The sequence below is a fragment of the Vibrio rotiferianus CAIM 577 = LMG 21460 genome, from assembly GCF_002741985.1.
GTDB lineage: Bacteria > Pseudomonadota > Gammaproteobacteria > Enterobacterales > Vibrionaceae > Vibrio > Vibrio rotiferianus.
Window position 1 is genome coordinate 54,603 of sequence record NZ_APHW01000009.1, and the last position, 16,410, is coordinate 71,012.

General features: G+C 46.9%; 13 protein-coding genes. All 13 read left to right on the forward strand.

Annotated features, from left to right (window positions below; all coding sequences use genetic code 11):
* Positions 1-40: 40 nt before the first annotated feature.
* The 13 genes from B853_RS04275 (at position 41) to icmH (ending at position 16,410) form a co-directional block, all read left to right on the forward strand.
* Complete coding sequence (locus B853_RS04275; protein WP_038886657.1) at positions 41-1,396, forward strand: type VI secretion system contractile sheath domain-containing protein; 1,356 nt, start codon at positions 41-43, stop codon at positions 1,394-1,396.
* A complete protein-coding gene (tssE, locus tag B853_RS04280) occupies positions 1,393-1,809 on the forward strand; it encodes a type VI secretion system baseplate subunit TssE (RefSeq protein WP_010446924.1) in 417 nt (138 codons plus the stop codon). Before B853_RS04275 ends, tssE begins: the two co-directional genes overlap by 4 nt.
* The gene (gene tssF, locus B853_RS04285) at positions 1,802-3,583 is read left to right on the forward strand and encodes a type VI secretion system baseplate subunit TssF (RefSeq protein WP_038886658.1); all 1,782 of its coding nucleotides are present in this window, start codon (positions 1,802-1,804) and stop codon (positions 3,581-3,583) included. The genes tssE and tssF overlap by 8 nt, the downstream gene beginning before the upstream one ends.
* Positions 3,565-4,548: a type VI secretion system baseplate subunit TssG gene (locus B853_RS04290; protein WP_038886659.1), complete on the forward strand. Its 984-nt coding sequence runs from the start codon at positions 3,565-3,567 to the stop codon at positions 4,546-4,548. The genes tssF and B853_RS04290 overlap by 19 nt, the downstream gene beginning before the upstream one ends.
* A gap of 8 nt (positions 4,549-4,556) precedes the next feature.
* Complete coding sequence (gene tssH, locus B853_RS04295; protein WP_038886661.1) at positions 4,557-7,163, forward strand: type VI secretion system ATPase TssH; 2,607 nt, start codon at positions 4,557-4,559, stop codon at positions 7,161-7,163.
* 142 nt (positions 7,164-7,305) lie between these two features.
* Positions 7,306-8,460: a D-alanine--D-alanine ligase family protein gene (locus B853_RS04300; RefSeq protein WP_038886663.1), complete on the forward strand. Its 1,155-nt coding sequence runs from the start codon at positions 7,306-7,308 to the stop codon at positions 8,458-8,460.
* Positions 8,461-8,469: 9 nt separating this feature from the next.
* The gene (locus tag B853_RS04305; RefSeq protein ID WP_038886665.1) at positions 8,470-10,665 is read left to right on the forward strand and encodes an MFS transporter; all 2,196 of its coding nucleotides are present in this window, start codon (positions 8,470-8,472) and stop codon (positions 10,663-10,665) included.
* On the forward strand, positions 10,662-11,795 hold the full coding sequence (locus B853_RS04310) for an ABC transporter substrate binding protein (protein ID WP_128826804.1): 1,134 nt from the start codon (positions 10,662-10,664) through the stop codon (positions 11,793-11,795). Before B853_RS04305 ends, B853_RS04310 begins: the two co-directional genes overlap by 4 nt.
* 2 nt (positions 11,796-11,797) lie before the next feature.
* Positions 11,798-12,493, forward strand: coding sequence for a substrate-binding periplasmic protein (locus tag B853_RS04315; RefSeq protein ID WP_010446937.1), 696 nt, complete (start codon positions 11,798-11,800; stop codon positions 12,491-12,493).
* A gap of 33 nt (positions 12,494-12,526) precedes the next feature.
* The gene (locus B853_RS04320) at positions 12,527-13,474 is read left to right on the forward strand and encodes a type VI secretion system-associated FHA domain protein (RefSeq protein WP_017188816.1); all 948 of its coding nucleotides are present in this window, start codon (positions 12,527-12,529) and stop codon (positions 13,472-13,474) included.
* Positions 13,474-13,941 carry a type VI secretion system lipoprotein TssJ gene (gene tssJ, locus B853_RS04325; RefSeq protein WP_010446941.1) on the forward strand — a complete coding sequence of 156 codons (468 nt, stop codon included), beginning with the start codon at positions 13,474-13,476 and terminating at the stop codon, positions 13,939-13,941. The genes B853_RS04320 and tssJ overlap by 1 nt, the downstream gene beginning before the upstream one ends.
* A 2-nt stretch (positions 13,942-13,943) precedes the next feature.
* Complete coding sequence (gene tssK / locus B853_RS04330) at positions 13,944-15,260, forward strand: type VI secretion system baseplate subunit TssK (RefSeq protein WP_029843212.1); 1,317 nt, start codon at positions 13,944-13,946, stop codon at positions 15,258-15,260.
* A gap of 7 nt (positions 15,261-15,267) precedes the next feature.
* Positions 15,268-16,410: a type IVB secretion system protein IcmH/DotU gene (icmH, locus tag B853_RS04335; protein WP_038883383.1), complete on the forward strand. Its 1,143-nt coding sequence runs from the start codon at positions 15,268-15,270 to the stop codon at positions 16,408-16,410.

A 16,410-nucleotide genomic window follows, 5' to 3' on the forward strand; every position in this document is an offset into this window, starting at 1 on the left:
CGGGGGCGCCGTCCCCCGAATGTTTTGAACTGAGTCGCTGATGTATACAGATTCCGAATTTGACCGCATTTTAGCTGAGAATCCTGCCTGGCAGGAGCTGTTACTGTGCGCGAAAAGTCAGTCGGTGGCTCAATTCAAAGCATTGTTGGTTCGTTTGATCTCCGAGATTGATACGTCAATAAGTGAACAGTTGTCGGACGTTATCCAACACCCTAACTATAAGCAGTTAGAAGCCTCTTGGACGGGGCTTAAATCGTTAGCGCAGCTGCAAGTATCCCAGCGTCGAGTCAAAATCAAAATGCTCGACTTGAGCTGGAGTATGGTTTCGGCAGATCTCAATTACTCTTTCGATCTAAAGCAGTCATCCCTATACCGAAAGCTGTATTCAAATGAGCTGGATACCGCCGGTGGTAGCCCATTTGGCATGGTGATGGTCGACCACAAGGTCTCGGCTGATTACGCCGATGATCAGGAGTATGACGATCTCTACACCCTTCAACTGCTCTCTGAGCTGGGGGAGCTCTCTTTTTGCCCAATGGTGCTCGGAACCGACGAGTTTTTCTTTGGTGATGAACCAAGAAGGCTGCTTCACGACAGTGCGAGAATTGATCGCATTCTGACTAGTCGAGATTTTGTTTCATGGCAGCTGCTACGAGAAAAAAGCTCATCACGATTTTTGCATTTGGTGATGCCAGAGCATTTGATTCGTCAACCATATCGTCAATATCAGGCTGGGTTTGTTTTTAACGAACGCCAGCAAGAGAAATATGCCTTATGGGGCAGCAGCGCTTACCTCTTGCTCGGTAATGTAATGCGAGAGTTTGACCGAATCAGTTGGTTTGGATTCCTGCGTTCTTACGATGAGACAGGTTCGTATGGGGCTATTGTTCAGGACTCAAAAGAGCTTAAGACCAAGGTAGACATCTACAGTGAAGAAGATGGCTTTTGGTCGTCTCAAGGGTTCATGCCTTTAACCAGTATTTACTTAAGTGGCCATAAAGGTTTCTTTAGCAATCAATCTGTTTGGCAAGCGCCTGATGAAGCTCAACGTCAGCTCGGTATGCTCCAAACCAACCTAATGGCTTGCCGATTTGCCCATTACATCAAGGTTCAAATTCGTGACCAAGTTGGTCGATATGACAGCGCAGAAAGTTGTCGACGCAGTCTAGAGCGATGGCTAGAGCAGTTCATTAGCAACGTCAATTATGGTGAGGATGCCGTACTTGCCCGATACCCGCTGCGGTCTTGCTATGTACGCATTGAAGAGGCTCCTCATGATAAAACCCGCTACTTATGCGAGATCATGCTTCAGCCTCAATATCAATACGAAATGATGGATGCGAAAGTGGTGTTAACAACTTCGGTATCTGGCAGTGAGGTTGGAGAGACATCATGAGCTTAATGGCTAAGTTAACCCAAAGCTGGAATGACGATATCGACAGCGTTCGAGATGCGATTGTTGATAACGTCTGTGATCTTATTTCCAGCCGAGCACCTCTGTGCTCAGAGATGTTTTTATCGGAAAAAGGAACGATTGCCGAGTTCGGTATGCGCAACATGGCTCGCGCTCAAAGTAAAAACAACACCAGTGACATTGTCGCAGAAATTGAAGTGCTGATCCGAAACTTCGAACCTCGCCTGAGCCAGGTAGAGATTGATGTTCAAGAAGGGGAATTGGGTAGCAACCAATTGAGTTTTCGCCTTTCCGCCGTGGTTCATTCAGAGCTCGGTGATGAGGCGATCGTACTGGATTCTTTTTTGGATTTGAGTAGCAACAAACTAGATGTAAGGAAGTCGAATTTTGTCTGATTCATTGCTTTCCTATTTTGAACAGGAACTGCGCTTTATTCGCAATGAAGCCTCTCAGTTCGCGGAACGTCATCCGGGGACGGCTCGTGCATTGGGAATGCGTAAAGACAGTATTGATGATCCTCAGATCGCGCGTTTAATTGAAAGTGTTGCCTTGATGAACGGCAAACTGCAACAGCGCTTGGATGAGTCTTACCCAGAGCTGACAGAAAGCTTGGTGAACTTGTTGTTCCCGCATTATCTAAGGCCAGTGCCGTCATACAGCATGTTGGACTTCGCTATTTTTGAAGAAGCGAATGCAAAGCACAGTATTCCTAAAGGCACAGAATTCGATGTCGCGAGCGAATCTGGTGAGCCAGTGGTGTTTCGGACTTCCGAAGATATAGCGCTGCTTCCAATTCAAGTTGCTTCGGCTGAAGTGCTGTTTGCGCCATTTGAACTGGCTAAGCCTGCGGGTGCAGAAAACGCAAAAGCGATGTTGGAGCTGACGATTAAGGCAACCGACAGCGGTATCGAGTTGCGTGATCTGGATATTGACCAGTTGAAACTGCATCTCAAAGGTGAAAGCCACTTTGCATTGCGTTTGTATGATGTACTCGCCCATGGTCGCTGTCAGGTGTGTATCCAGAATAATGGTAAGAGCTACTCACTAGGGAAGTCTGCGCTAAAACCAATCGGCTTCGATGTGAACGACACTATTTTACCGTATCAAGCAGCAAGCTTTGGTGGCTTTAAGTTATTGACCGAGTTCTTCATGTTCCCTGAAAGATTTCAAGGATTCAAATTAGACCTTGGCAACATCATGCAACACGCAATCGGCTCAGAGTTTCGTATTCAGATTTTCTTGAATGAGATGAGTGTGGTGCAAGCTCGTAGCATTCAAGCACAGCATTTTTCTCTGTTTTGTACGCCATTGGTGAACCTACAAACCAAAGTGTCAGAACCTCTGCAAATCGACTTCACCCAAAAGCAGTACCCAATTTATCTTGATGCAAGCCAGGGTAATGATTTGGAAGTGTTTTCTGTTGATGAAGTGCTAGACGTGACGGAAGGTGAACCGTTTAAGGTCTGTCAGATCTACGGAGACAAGTACAACAGTACAGAGACTGCACTTCGTTGGCAGCTCGTACAGGATACCCACGAAAGAGGCGTGCTTCGCAGTGGCTTAAAAGTGGCTGATATTGGGCATGTTAGTGCCACGATGTCATCCAGAGTTTGGTCGGTGACGACAACCGCGACTGACGGCATTCGAGCGGGCTCATTGCCTGTAAACAGCCAAGTGACATGTCGGGAGTCTCTTACGATTCCAGCGGCTATGAACTTGCTGCGCCGCCCAACCTTGCCAGTGCGTAGTCGTGACGCAAATAAGAATGTATGGGCACTGCTTTGCCATTTGCACTTTAACTATCACGCGATTCTAGGGACGGATGACCCAACCGCTACGCTGAAAAATGTGTTTGATTTGTATAACCACAACCAAGCGGTGCAAAACCACATCTATATCGAGTCCCTGCAAAATATCGAGCAGGAGCAAGTGGTGGCTCCGATCCGTGTGTCAGGAAAAACATGTTTTGCTTACGGCACAAAAATTTCGGTGACGTTAGACGCAAGCAATGTCAACGGAGGCGTATCGCTCTTTGGTCATTTGCTTGACCACTTCTTTGCTTATTTCGCAGGCTTCAACAGCTTTACTCAAGTGGATATTTATTTGGAAGGCCAAGACGGTGTTTACCTGTCCTTCCCGAGGAGAACTGGGTGCAAGAGTTTGTTGTAAGCCGTTTCGCTTATGGTGCGTTTGAGGGGCAGCTAGAAAAAGTGTGGCAGATCTTCAAGCATCAGGCTCATTTAAAGGGTCAGCGACCTGAGGTGAGGCTCAGTGCGGAGATTCTCCCAGCTTACTATCAAGCAGAAGTTTCTATGGTTACTTCGGAGCGAGAGGGTGAATTTACGGTAAAGACATCATTGGCGGCTTTGTCTGGCAACTCTGGTTCGATGCCAAGAGCGATGTATGGCGATGCACTAAAAGCGCGTTTTGAACTTGGTGATGAAGCGCCACTCGACTTCTTCGACATGTTTAATAACCGTTACTACCGCTTGTACTGCGAAACAAAGCAAAAGCACGAGCTGACGTATCAGATTGAGGAAGAGGCGTTTCATTGGAATCGTGACCGTCAATCTATTACTGAAATGCTTTCCAGTTTGGCTGGGCAGACTGGAGATAAGGCACCAATGCCGGAATCTCATTTGGTGCAATACACCGGCTTATTAGGGTTGAAATTAACCTGCCCATTTGCGCTTAAGTCGATGCTAGAAGATTACTTCGAGTCGGAATTTGAGGTTGAACGCAGTGGCCTAGAGTATTTGCCTCTAACAGAGTGTTCGTTAACTCAAATTGGCCAAGCCGGAAACAATCATCAATTGGGAATGGGCGCGTTGGTCGGGATGTCGACGCCAATGACGGGGCAGAAACTCAACATAAAAATTTGCCCTCAAGACTATCAGCATTACTTAAAAATACGCAGTGACAAAGAGATGGTTCTTGCGCTGGACCATATGGTTAGAAGCTATATGGGAGTGAATACCAAGTATGCACTCTATATGAAGGTAAATAGCCAGTATCTGCCGAGAGTGAAGTTATCAGGCAGTCACCAAAAAGCGTTAAGAATTGGCCAATCCGCGTGGATGAGTCATCAATCAGATCATCAACAGTTTGTTGAAATGCCACTGACGAAAAGTTAGGAAACAGAATGATAAATATTGAACTACAAAGCTTGGTCAAAAGGCTTACTCCGTTATTAAAAAGTGCCCTAGAAACGGCTGCAGGAGATTGTGTAAGTAAAGGACACTTTGCGATAGAAGCTGAGCATTGGTTTGTTCAGTTGTTACAGCAGTCCAAAGGCTGGGAGGCCGCTTTGCAGCAAGCATCAATGGCCAAAGAGTCGATGTTGGAGCGTTGCAATGACCGTCTGATGCACTTGGCTCGTGGTAATGACTCTTCACCTTCTTTGTCCCCTGAGTTGGTTGAGTTACTTAAAGATGCATGGATGCTTGCTTCATTAAACAATCAGCAATCGGTGGTGAATGAATTTCATCTGCTGATGGTGCTGAAGCAGCGTCTGGACCAAAGCGCTTACAACGGCGTGTTGAGCTCGTGGGTGTCAGTATTGTCTTCTGAATGGTTACGCAGTCAGTCGATGGTGATCAGAGGACCCAGTGAAGTCTCATCGTCTACCGAGAGCATGGTCCCAACCGGTGGTGACTCAGCGACGCCAGCTTTGGACAAGTTCTCGCAAAACCTGACAGAGGCAGCGCGTAATGGCGAGTTGGATCCTATTACAGGGCGCGGAGATGAAATTCGCAAATCCATTGATATTTTGTGCCGCCGCCGTCAAAACAGCCCGATCCTCGTTGGTGACCCAGGTGTAGGTAAAACAGCCATTGTTGAAGGCCTTGCCCAAGAAATCGTGAATGGCAATGTCCCACCTGCGCTTGCGAACGTTGAGCTGCGCAGCCTTGATTTGTCCCTTTTGCAAGCAGGTGCGAGCATCAAAGGTGAGTTTGAAAACCGTCTTAAAGATGTGATCAATGAGATCAAGCAGTCAACGACGCCGATCATCATGTTTATCGATGAAGCACATACGCTGATTGGGGCGGGTGGCACAGCGGGCCAGAATGATGCAGCTAATATTCTGAAACCAGCGCTTGCGCGTGGCGAGTTTCGTTCACTTGCAGCGACCACATGGGCAGAATACAAACAGTACTTTGAATCGGATGCCGCGTTGACTCGTCGCTTTCAAGTTGTTGCGGTTAATGAACCTAATGAAGAAGATGCTATCCACATGCTTCGCGGCGTGAAGCGCAGCCTTGAAAAGCACCATGGCGTTAAAGTCATGCAAGAAGCCATTGATGCCGCCGTCGCTCTCTCTATTCGCTACCTTCCTGAGCGTAAGTTACCTGATAAAGCAATTAGTCTGTTAGATACAGCGTGTTCACGCATTGGGTTGAGCCAAAGTGCGGCACCTAGACAGTTGGAAGCCATTGCAGAAAAAATCCGCTACACCAACAACGAGATCGAAACGTTACATCATGAGTCGGCATTGTGGTCGATTGAAAGCGTACGCTTGGAAGAAGCAAAACAGCGATTGGCGGCTTTAGAACAAGAGCATCAGTCACTTGAGTGCTCTTGGAACGCAGAGCGCCTCTTGGTGGAAGAGATCATTGAGTTGCAGTCTGGCTTAGACGCTGAGCTAAAAGAAAATGGCTCGGTGATATCGCATGAAGCGAAAATCCTGTTAGCAGACAAAATGGCAGCCCTGCGAGAGATCCAGGGTGAGCAGCCATTAGTCCTGCCACAGGTAACAGAGCAAACCATCGCTGAAGTGGTGGCGCTATGGACGGGTATTCCAGTGGGCAACATGCTTAGCCAAGAAGTTGAGAAGTTGATGCACCTAGAGACTCGTATCGGTGAGCGAGTGATTGGTCAGACAACGCCGATAGCAGAGCTTTCACAAGCAATTCGCTTGTCGCGTGCAGGTTTAACCGACCCACGCAAACCTGTTGGGGTATTCCTGATGTGTGGTCCAAGTGGTGTGGGTAAAACCGAAACTGCATTGGCGCTTACCGACTTGCTATACGGTGGCGAGCGAAATATCACCACCATCAACATGACGGAGTTTAAAGAAGAGCACAAGGTGTCGATGCTTTTAGGCTCTCCTGCAGGTTATGTTGGCTACGGTAAAGGCGGTGTCTTAACAGAAGCGGTACGTAAGAACCCATATTCTGTCCTGCTGCTGGATGAAATGGAAAAAGCCCACCCTGGTGTGCATGACATCTTCTATCAAATCTTTGATAAAGGCTCTATCTCGGACAGTGAAGGTCGACACATCGATTTTCGTAATACGATCATCATCATGACATCAAACGCGGCAGACAGTGCTGTTGTTAATGCATGTGAAAATGGTCGACCGGATGTTCCGACTCTGACTCAGTCTATTTTCCCTGAGCTGCAAAAACACTTTAAACCAGCATTTCTTGGCCGTGCGACCATCGTGCCTTACTTCCCTTTGAACGATGAAGAAATGGCGCAAATTGCAACCTTGTCTCTGAACCGCATTCGCAAGCGCGTTCAATCCCACTACAAAGCAAGTTTTGAATTTCATCCTGATGTGATTGATCTGCTGGTCAATATGAACGATTCACCTGAAACAGGCGCTCGTGCCGTTGAGCAACTGATTAATCGTCAACTTATGCCGGATTTAGCGAACCAGTGCATTGTTCGCATGAGTGAGAACAAGCCGGTAGAAGCGGTCACTGTTCACGTTGAAGAAGGCAAATTTAAGATTCAGATTCAATAGCATTAAGAGGCGACAGACCTCAAAAAAACAATGGGTTGTATATCAACCCAACTAAAACAATAACGTAATTTTATTAACGCTTTTTGTTGCAGGTCGTGTTTAACGCGCCCTTTTCGCAGCACAACATTATGAGTACTAACAGATGATGCATTCAGTCTTTTCTACGCAACAATTGGAATGGATTCGCCAGAACTTAAAAATCGCAGTGATTCACGGTGGGGATAAAGAGCAGGACGGCAGTTTTATCTTTGAAAACTTGAGCCCTCGCTCAACCAAAACGTATGCACCTGTTGCACACGATATTGCTAATGCACTGCGTGAATCTAATTTCCAGTTCGTTGAGGTGTTAGCTGAAGACATCAACTTAGCGCAGTGCCTGAAAGATAAAGGCATTGACTTGGTGATTACGAACAGTGGTGGTTTGCAAGGTTTTGACTCCATGTGTCATTTGCCTTCTACATTGGAAATGCTGGGCGTGCCTTATGTAGGGCACTCGCCAATGACGGCAGGGATCTTGGATAACAAGCACCTGTTTAAGCATGAAATTAGAGCCGCTGGACTGCCGACTGCACCATTTATCACCATTGGTATTGATGAACATTTTGAAGATGTAGCAAAGCAAGATGCGATCGATCAAATTGAAGCGCAGTTCAAAGATGGTTTCATTGTTAAACCAGTGTCTGGCAGAGCTTCAATCCATGTTTATCCTGTTTTTAATCGTAGTGATCTCGCGGGTGTTGTAGAGCATGTACGTCAAGCGACGGGGAACACTGTAATGATTGAGCCTTTCCTTGGTGGCCGAGAGTTTGTTGTTGCTGTTGCGGGAGAGTATGTGTTTAAAGAAGGCAAACTGACGCAGTCTGAAATGCCGATGGCTTTCTCAATTACTGAACGTGTACTGGACGCTGACGAGCCGATTTTTACTTCTATGGATGTAAAGCCGATCACTCAAGACCGTTTGGTTGCTGTTAATGAAGAGGGGCTACGCAACCAGTTAGCACTGATCGGTCAGAAGATTTATCGCCAGCTTGGCCTTCAAACCTTAGTGAGAGTGGACTTACGAATGGACAAAGAAGGCAACCTTTATGTGCTGGAAACCAATCCAAAACCGGATCTAAAACGTCCGGAGGGAGAAAAGGTAAGTTTGGTTTGCCATGATCTGGCTCGTGAAGGTATGGATTACACAGACCTAGTTCAGTCGTTGGTGTTTAACCGATTATCTTTCCTCAAGCAAAAACGACCAATGTCGGTTGCGCATTGCCTCAATGAGCAATTCGACGCTCTAAGCGTGTGTTAGGAGTGAACTTTGAACTCTTTTAAGCAATATAGCCGCTTGTTGCTCGGAGCATTACTGGTTCTGTTATCACTAATGCTGATCTTTGTTGTTGGGTATGCACAAGCATTGAAAAGCTATCAACAGCAGAGCCGTGATGCGATTTTAGCCCAAACAGAAGCCGCCCGAATCGGTATAGAACAAGTTCTCAGTTCCGGCGTGCCGCTTCAGGACTTTGCGGGTCTTGAGAAAGTGCTATCGCCAATCGCGAAAGCGGATTCTTCTGTGGTTGATATCCGAGTGATTTCTGGGCAGCAAGAGCTATATCGCTACACCGATGACAACTTTGTTGGCAGCTTAGTCACCATCCCTTTGAACAATAAATTCGCTCAAGTTGGTGCTTTGGAGATTTGGCTGAGTGATGAAGAAATCGAAAGGAGCATCGATAGGCACTTCCAGCCGATGGTGCTGCTGGTGGTTTTACTGACCGCTGCGTTTATCTTCTTTGTGTTGCGTAGCCAAAACCCCAAGATTTACTTCACTGCATTTGGTGGGGTGTTCTTAGCCATGTCGGCGAGCGTGCTGTTGATGGTCGGTGCATTATACAAATCCGGCTTGGAGCACAAGGCGGATTCCATGGCGAACATTGTTACTCAACGTTTGGCCCCAGTACTGAATGCAGGGATCAGCTATCGTCAAGTGAGTGGCATCGATGAGATGCTAGACAGTTTTCGTCAGTCAAACCCAGAAGTCTCTTCCATTTCTGTTGCTCAGGGATCTGAGTTGATCGCCAAAAGTAAAGCGCAGAACAGTATGTCAGTCGATGAGATGGCCGAATTTCTGGTCAGCGATGCGAAAGGGAACGAGGTGACGGTCGCTTTTTTCCCTAAAGTACTGTTTGCGCAGTTGGTACGTACACTAAAGAACTTTGCCATTCTATTTGCTGGTTGTGCGTTCATTTGCTTTGCTTTTATTCGCTTGCTGAGCCACTCAGAGCAACAGCCAAAAAACGATATCGTACTGGCACAGGTTAAGCCGTTGCTTTTGGTTACGGTGCTGATGGAATCGTTAATGGCGCCGGTTTTACCTCAGTACTTAACGCAAATCGCGGTAGAGAATGGCGCGGGTGAAAGTTGGTCGTCTTACTTCTTTACACTCTACTTTGTCGGCTTTGCTGCAACGCTATTGCCTGTTTCGCGTCTAGTTGAAGTGTTTGATATTCGAAAAGTACTTGGCGTGGGTATTCTGTTATCTGCGGCTGGCTGCCTGTTGCTAGCGTACGAGTCCCAGTTAGCGATGGTGCTGATTGCGCGATTCACCTCTGGCGTTGGGCAAGCGACGATCTTTATTGCCGTTCAAGGTTATATTCTGCGTTGCAGTGATCAATCTAACAAGACACAAGCCGCAGGCATCATCGTATTTTGTTTCAATGCTGGATTCATCTCTGGTGCGGCAATCGGTGCCTTGTTGGCTGATACCGTAGGCGTGCAAGGTATCTTCATGTTGTCGGCTTTAGTTGGTGGCCTGATGTATCTGTTCGCGTTGTCGCTGCCGTCTATGATTCCTCAGGGGAATGCTCAAGGTTCACTCAAAGAGAACCTGACGATGATGCTAAAAGATTCCGCTGCTTTGATGCGTGTACCGTCATTCATGCGCACCATGTTGCTTGTTGGTATCCCAACCAAAATGATGCTAACGGGTGTCGTATTCTTTGCTGTGCCAATCCTTCTTTCTGATGTAGGTGTCGAGCGCGAAAGTATCGGTCAGGTGCTGATGGCTTATGCATTCTCTGTGCTTTTCATTAGTGGCAAGGTCTCGCCAATGATTGACCGTATTGGCTCTGCAAAATGGGCGCTTTGCTTAGGAAGCATCGTTGGCGCTGTTGCTTTGGCCATTCTTTCTGCTGCCTTCTTATTTGAAGACATAACCTATCTTGTCCTCGTCGCAACGTTCGCAATGCTAGTCATGGGCGTTTCACACGGCTTTATTAATGCCCCAGTTGTGACTCATGTGGTGACCACCACTCAAGGTGTGAATGCCAACTCAGTTGCTTCTACTTACCGCTTTTTGGAAAGGCTAGGTCATGTGTTGGGTTCGATCGTTGTCGGTGCTTTGCTTACTCACCTCGGAACGGACTACGCATTCTTTGCGCTTTCAGCATTCTTTACCTTAGCTGGCTTGTTGATGTGGTTGTTTGACCGTGGTGCACAAAAGGAGGCGAAAGCATGATTCGATTGATTTTACTTTTGGTACTGGCAGCATCCTCATCGGTGAGTTTGGCGGATTGGCCTGAGTGGTTGGGCGAACACTTACAAGCTGAGAAGGCGGTACAGTGGGAAATCAATGCCAATGACAGCGATGTATTGTTCGCCCCACGTGGTGAACATCCGATGGTTTGGGTTTTAGTTTCTCGAAAAGCGGACTCGTATGATGTTGCGTTGTCGACCATCTTAAAAGTGTTTCGCAGAGAAATGCCTAACGCTTCATTTCGCGCTTTCCTTTTACCTAAAAGCCAAGAGGAACTGGTTGCTTGGACGAAAGCTGCCGATATAAAGGCGAACATGATCTACACGGTTGGATCTCGTGCGACCGTCTCACTGCATAAGGTTTACGCTGGAGGTAAGCTGCCGGTTGTATCGGTGAACGCAAAAGATCCGGTGTTACTGGGCCTGACGGATAACTATCACTCAAGCGGCAACAACTTTGCTTACACCTCCTTGAATTTGCCTGCTGATATTACGCTGAGCTTTTTACGTCGCTTTAAACCAAGTCTGACTCAAATTGGTGTGTTGTACGCTAAGTCGAACACCAGTGCTTATCTCACTCAGTTTTTGCCACTTCAAAAAGAGGCTGAGAAGCAAGGAGTGACAGTCTTTCCTATCGAAGTTGACGAGAATAATCCTGAGCTTGCCCTTCAGCACGTGATGCAAACCACCGTTGAATCGATGAAGGTCAACGATGGCAATTTACGTCAATCCTTGCTTTGGCTAACGGGTAGCTCAAGTCTTCTTAACCGACTTGATGAGATCAACCTGTATTCGGAGCAGCTTCCTCTGTTAACCGCAGTGCCTGATGCGGTTAATGGCACGCAACAAAGTGCGCTGATGTCTGTTGGCGTAGGGTTTGAGAACAACGCTCACCAAGCGGCACTTTACGGCATTGAAGTACTTAAAAAGGGCGCAGCACCTGCCTCTCTACCTGTGGGCGTGCTGTCGCCACCAGACATCTCAATTAGCTTTAAACAAGCAGGCCGCGTTGATACGCAGCTTCCGTTTGTACTGATTGAAATGGCCAGCGATATCTATTCGCAAGATGGCAAGCTAGTGCGTTCAGCAGGCATGAGCATGGAGAGCCATTAACCATGATACGAGTCGTTTTTATTGCCGTTATGTTGACCGTGCTGAGCCAACCTGCTTTGGCCTATCAGCGTCCAGAGCGATTACTACTCGCAACCCAAGAATGGTTTCCTTATCAGTACCAAGAAAACGGGGAAATGAAAGGGCCGGGGATAGAACGAGTGAAGTGTGTCATGAGAGTGATGGACCAGCCATATCAGCTCACGATGACTAAGTGGGATAGAGCCCAGCTCATGACAGAGGTTGGCTCACAACATGGTTTCTTCCTTGCGTCTCGTAACAGTAAGCGTGATGAGTATGCCGATTATTCTGCGCCACTTGATCAACAGAATTGGAGTTGGTTCTCGCTCTCTGATTCAACAGAGTTAGACAACGCTATGTTCAAATCTCAGGTCGAAGTCGCGGCACTATTTGGCTCAAATAAATGGTTTTGGCTACAGAAAAACGGTTACCGCGTGAGTAAAAAGCCAAGGACGCCAAAAGCCCTAATTGAGTTAATGCTGAACGGGGAAGTCGGAGCGGTATTGGGCAATGATGCTGTCATTGACGAGACGATAAAAAAAATGGGTATCAGTTATCGAGCGATTTCTCGGACACGGGTTAAATCGAATCCATTGGGGGTGTATTTCTCCAAAGCATTTACTAAGAAATACCCCAACTTTCTTAATGAATTTAACGAGGCGGTTTCTCAGTGTCGTTAACTCCAAATATTGAATTTATTGAAGGTCAGTCAAATGCCTCTATCGATTAGAATTATTAGCTCTCCAGATGGTGAAAGTATCGCCCAATGGAATCAAGCATTTCCAGAAGATGGTGGAGATATCGGGCGTGCGTTTGGCGCGACGCTACAACTTAATGACGCAAGTCGTGAGATTTCAAGTACCCATGCGACGATTCGTAAGACCTCGCGTGGATACCAAATCATGGACAACAGCACCAATGGCCTTTACATCAATGGCTCTGATGCGCCTTTGGGCAATGGTAACCAATCGACATTAAGTGATGGTGATGTTCTTGATATTGGCCGTTACCGATTGCTGGTTTCTTGTTTCTTCCCTGAATCAGCGAAAGCGCAAACCCAGCAGCATCACTCTGATAGCTCTCGACTAGGTGATGATCCGTTTAGTACTGAATCAACACCATTTATTCAAAGTATTCCTGAAGTCGACGAAGCGCCAGAGTTCACCATCTCGGCAACAGATGTGGTGGGGGATGACCCATTTGCGAATGATGCTTCAGTTAAGCAAGAGCAAGCGCCTCACTTTAATCTTGATTTTCAGACGGATGAGGATGACCCGCTGAAAGACAGTGATTTTCGTGCGTCATTTCCAAACCATGAAGTGATGGCGCCTCCCTCTTTCGCTCAAGAAGAGTCACCAGTTAACCAATCTCAGTTTGCGGTTACTGAGTTTAAGAAGCATGAGCAGCGCTTACAGGAATGCACGGACAAAGCATTAGAAATGGCATTGGCAAGGTTGCTGTCTGACATTTCTCCGAATGCGATGGAGTCGATGTTTGATGATTTGTCGGGCAACGGCTTTTGGTCTCGTAAACCGAAGTACTGGGATATGTACAAACGCTATTTCAACCGACAAGTGGAGAATCGCGATTGGCAAATTAAGTTTCAAGCGTACTTCAGAGATGCAATGCGTATGCAAAAAAACTTCGAAGGGGATCAGTAATGGTACGTCGTTTATGCCTAATGTGTATCGCCCTTATGATGTCAGGGTGCAGTTTATGGAGCGATGAGCTGGTTGAGCCAAAACTGGTCGTTGATATTAAAGCTGCGACCAATATTAACCCTAATGTTGAAGGTAAGCCTTCTCCGGTAGAGCTCCGAATCTATCAATTGACGAATAATAATGCGTTTGAACTCTCTGATTTTATTCAAATTTATAATGATGACCAAGGCGTGTTGAAGGCCGAGTTGGCCGTTTCTCGCCAGTTACCAAGCATTTTGCCGGGTGAAACTCGCCAGGAAATTATCCCACTTGGTAGTGGCGTTAAGTACATCGGTGTGATTGCGGGTTTTGCTGATTACAGAGAGGCGAAGAACAAGGTGATTTATAAGCCGCTAATTGTGAATTCAGCGGTTATCAGTATTGAAATTGATGGCATTAATCTGTCTGTGTCAGGGGAAGAAGAATAATAATGGATAATAATAAAGTCGTGTGGAGTGAGGGGATGTTCCTTTCCCCTCAGCACTTTCAACAGCAAGAGCGCTATGTTGAACATTTTACTCGCGAGTTCGCCGGACAAATTAGCCCTAATGCTTATGGATTGACCTCGCTAGAGCTTGATCGCTCGATGTTGAACATTGGTAAGGTTTCGGTGCGTCGTGCTAAAGGTATTTTCCCTGATGGAACGCCATTTGAAATTGAGCAAGCACTCGTGCTCGATGTGCCGAAAAATACCAGTCATAAGAAAGTGTATCTGGCCCTTCCGGTTTCAAGACCGGGCACTATTGATGTTGGAGAAGATGCGCGTCTTAGACACTCTTCACAAGAACACCCCGTTTACGATACCAGCCGAGAGCACAGTGACCCGGTTCAGTTAGAGCTAGCAACATTGAACATTCAGCTGCGTTTAGAAGGTGATGAGCTAAAAGATTTTGTGTTGATATCCGTTGCTGAAATCAGTGAACACAAATCTGAAGGTGTTGTTGTGTTGAACCAAGCATTCGTTCCCCAATGCTTGCAGTTTGCCGTATCTAGCTACCTAACCGATAACGTTGCTGATCTATTTGCACAAGTACAATACCGTTCCCGGGCGATACATACTCGTTTACAAGCGGAGTCCAGCAGTAAAAGCTATCAGTCGTTGATGCGTGACTACTTGTGGCTGCAAGTACTGGGTGCTTGGATGCCAAAACTTGAACAATGGAACCTAGATGGCTCGTTGCTGACACGTCACCTCTATTTAGAGTGCGTTTCGATGGCGGGGCAGATGCAGGGTTTAGAAGGGAAGATGCCCAAGTCTTTCCCAGCATGGAACCAAGATGCGCTATACAGCATTTTCTCGACCGTGTTTTCTGAGTTATTGGTGTTACTGCGTGAGGTTCAGATAGATAACGTATCAACATTGAACTGGGACAAACAGCTGTTTGTGAGCCGTCGCTTGCTACGCACACTGGTCGATGATCGCAGCCTATACAATCAAGGGCGCTTTGTGTTGGCCGTTTCCTCGTCTATCGGTGCTACTCGACTTAGTGAAGAGTTTCCTCGTGCTGCGAAGCTAGCAGGGAACAGTGATATTGCCGGTTTAGTACGTAATGCACTTTCAGGTGTTCCTTTGCGCCATCTTCCTTATGCACCTTCTGAGCTGAAGTCTTTGAATGACGCCGCTTACTTCGAAATCGATACTAAGTCTGAATTGTGGCAAGCGCTGATCAAACGTGATGAGGCGATCGCTCTTCATATTGATGAAAGAATTGATGATATCCACGTCGATTTTCATGTGATCAGGTAGGTAACGGATGGGCGGATTATTTAACGAAGAACCGACGGTTCAAATTCGACGAGTGACATCGACCGAATCACCTCAAAAGCAGCATCAGTTGCCACCCAAAGCGGACACTTCGGGTACTGAGCGATTGATTGAGAATCTTGCCATTTATGGTAGCCCTTTAATGAATGCGGCAACGGAGCTGTTGGGTATTTTAGTGACGATTAAGCGTCAAGGTGCGCCGAGAGACATCAACCGTTTTCGTCAAAAACTTTTGTACGCCATTGATGCGTTTCGTTTGCGTGGTCTGCACTTGGATTACCACCCAAGCGTGATTGAAAAAAGTTGCTTTGTATTGTGCGCGGCATTTGATGAAGCGGTGCTGTACACCGCTTGGGGAGAGCGTGCCCGTTGGGAAAATCATTCGTTGTTGAGCAAGGTGTTTTCACAGCGCGATGGCGGAGAGGCCTTTTTTGTGTTGCTAGATAAGGCCAGCCAGCAGCCGAATAAACTTGTTGATTTTATTGAGCTTCAGTACGTGCTTTTAGCTTTGGGTTTCAAAGGGCGCTTTCGCCATGAAGACGAGAGCCAATTGCATGATATTACCGCTCGTGCGTACGGCCTCATTCGCCACTATCGCAGTGAAAGTCCTTTTCCGGTACCGCAAACACCAGCGTTAATCGAAGGTAAACGCCCGTGGCTAATGATCAGTATGGGCAAAACGTTAGGCTTGGCTTGTTTGGTTCTGGCATCGGGGTATGGCTTTACTGAATATTGGTACAACAGCCGCGTGCAGCCGTTGTTGGAACAGTTTAGCGCGATCGATATGTCAGACGTTAACCTGAAGAAAAACAGCAGTGACTTAGTGTACTTAAGTTCCGATGCGGATTTGGGGCGACAGAGTGAAAGCCTAGAGGAAGAAACGGGAATGAAAGGAAAAGTGGTCACTCAGCAATGGGAGATCATTCTCGCGGTATTTTCTCGGGCGAGCGACGCACTTCGTTTATCGACAGAACTCAAACAAGCAGGCTATGAGTCTTTTACTCGTGAGACGGAACATGGTGTTGAGCTTTATCTTCACGCAGGTGACGACTTAAACACCATTCGTAAGTTGAAAAATGAACTCAATGTTCGCTTTGGTTTGAACGCCACGATTAAAAGAGCGCTGAAATAA

Coding starts and splice junctions, on each gene's coding strand:
- B853_RS04275 (WP_038886657.1), top strand. CDS start 41: ATGTATACAGATTCCGAATTTGACCGCATTTTAGCTGAGAATCCTGCC.
- tssE (WP_010446924.1), top strand. CDS start 1,393: ATGAGCTTAATGGCTAAGTTAACCCAAAGCTGGAATGACGATATCGAC.
- tssH (WP_038886661.1), top strand. CDS start 4,557: ATGATAAATATTGAACTACAAAGCTTGGTCAAAAGGCTTACTCCGTTA.
- B853_RS04300 (WP_038886663.1), top strand. CDS start 7,306: ATGATGCATTCAGTCTTTTCTACGCAACAATTGGAATGGATTCGCCAG.
- B853_RS04310 (WP_128826804.1), top strand. CDS start 10,662: ATGATTCGATTGATTTTACTTTTGGTACTGGCAGCATCCTCATCGGTG.
- B853_RS04315 (WP_010446937.1), top strand. CDS start 11,798: ATGATACGAGTCGTTTTTATTGCCGTTATGTTGACCGTGCTGAGCCAA.
- B853_RS04320 (WP_017188816.1), top strand. CDS start 12,527: ATGCCTCTATCGATTAGAATTATTAGCTCTCCAGATGGTGAAAGTATC.
- tssJ (WP_010446941.1), top strand. CDS start 13,474: ATGGTACGTCGTTTATGCCTAATGTGTATCGCCCTTATGATGTCAGGG.
- tssK (WP_029843212.1), top strand. CDS start 13,944: ATGGATAATAATAAAGTCGTGTGGAGTGAGGGGATGTTCCTTTCCCCT.
- icmH (WP_038883383.1), top strand. CDS start 15,268: ATGGGCGGATTATTTAACGAAGAACCGACGGTTCAAATTCGACGAGTG.